This is a genomic window from Pseudomonas sp. NPDC089534, assembly GCF_044749305.1.
Classification (GTDB): Bacteria; Pseudomonadota; Gammaproteobacteria; order Pseudomonadales; family Pseudomonadaceae; genus Aquipseudomonas; species Aquipseudomonas ekonensis.
In genome coordinates this window covers 1-1674 of record NZ_JBIVHR010000212.1, presented here as the reverse complement: position 1 = coordinate 1674, position 1674 = coordinate 1, and the positions used below count along the sequence as shown (strand labels likewise).

2 protein-coding genes are annotated in these 1674 nt (G+C 63.1%); both read left to right on the top strand.

The annotated features are described in order from the left end of the window. On the top strand, positions 1-614 hold a 614-nt coding region (locus tag ACIP0B_RS28470), incomplete at its 5' end, for a cytosine permease (RefSeq protein ID WP_400838537.1). A 70-nt stretch (positions 615-684) separates the two neighbouring features. Continuing rightward, positions 685-1653: an ABC transporter substrate-binding protein gene (locus ACIP0B_RS28465; protein ID WP_400838534.1), complete on the top strand. Its 969-nt coding sequence runs from the start codon at positions 685-687 to the stop codon at positions 1651-1653. The last annotated feature ends 21 nt before the right edge of the window (positions 1654-1674 follow it).

Here is a 1674-nt window from a genome sequence, read left to right as displayed (position 1 = left end):
CGATGCTGAAATACAGCAGCGCGTTCGGCAAGGTCACCATCTCCACCCTGAACTCCTACGGCAGCTTCATGTGCATCGCGACCATCATCAGCGGCTTCCGCGGCCACCTGACGGTCACCCGCATGCAGCGCCTGGTGTTCGTGCTGGTGATCGTCGGCGCCGCGACCCTGATCGCGCTGCTCGGCCAGCATTCGTTCCTGGGGGCGTTCAAGTCGTTCATCCTGTTCCTGCTGGCGTTCTTCACGCCCTGGAGCGCCATCAACCTGGTGGACTACTACTGCATCACCCGCGAGCGCTACGACGTGCCGGCGCTGGCCGATCCGAACGGCCGCTACGGCCGCTGGAACGTGCTGGGCATCAGCGTCTATGTGTTCGGCGTGCTGGTGCAGCTGCCGTTCATCTCGACCAAGTTCTACACCGGCCCGCTGGTGGCCGCCCTGGGCGATGTGGACATTTCCTGGATCATCGGCCTGGTGCTTCCCGCCGGCCTCTACTATGTGTGTGCCAAGAAATGGCACGGTGCAGTGCCCGATCGCCTGATTCTGCCCGTCGAGCAGAACAGCGCCGTACAACCTAAAACAAGCGGGGCCGGTCGCGCTGCGGCGCAGGCCTGATTTGGACGTGGACAGGGCTGGATGCCTCTTGACTGCCGTAAGCCAATTCATGATTAGGAGCGTCACAACAATGAAATCGAACAAGACCCTGCTGACCACTCTGCTTTCCATGGGCCTTCTGGCCAGCGCCGGCGCCACCCAGGCCGCCGGCTGGTGCGAATCCGGCAAACCGGTGAAGTTCGCCGGGCTGAACTGGGAAAGCGGCATGCTGCTGACCGACGTGCTGCAAGTGGTGCTGGAGAAAGGCTACGACTGCAAGACCGACAGCCTGCCGGGCAACTCCATCACCATGGAGAACGCCCTGAGCAGCAACGACATCCAGGTCTTCGCCGAGGAGTGGGTCGGCCGCAGCGAGGTCTGGAACAAGGCCGAGAAGGCCGGCAAGGTCGTCGGCGTCGGCGCTCCGGTGGTGGGCGCCATCGAAGGCTGGTACGTGCCGCGCTACGTGATCGAGGGCGACGCCAAGCGCAAGCTCGAAGCCAAGGCGCCGGACCTCAAGCACATCGCTGACCTGGGCAAGTACTCGGCGATCTTCAAGGACGCCGAAGAACCGTCCAAGGGCCGTTTCTACAACTGCCCGGCCGGCTGGACCTGCGAGCTGGACAACACCGAGATGCTCAAGAGCTACGGCCTGGAGAGCAGCTACACCAACTTCCGTCCGGGCACCGGTCCCGCGCTGGATGCGGCGGTGCTGTCGAGCTACAAGCGCGGCGAGCCGATCCTGTTCTACTACTGGTCGCCGACCCCGCTGATGGGCCAGATCGACGCGGTGAAGCTGGAAGAGAAGGCCGGCGTCGACAAGAGCGTGACCATCAAGGTCGGCCTGTCCAAGACCTTCCACGACGAGGCGCCGGAGCTGGTGTCCGTGCTGGAGAAGGTCAACCTGCCGATCGACCTGCTGAACCAGAACCTGGGCCGCATGGCGAAGGAACGCATCGAGTCGCCGAAGCTGGCGAAAATCTTCCTCAAGGAACATCCTGAAGTCTGGCACGCGTGGGTCAGTGAAGACGCTGCCAAGAAAATCGACGCGGCGCTGTAGGTCGAATTCCTCCCGTCCAAC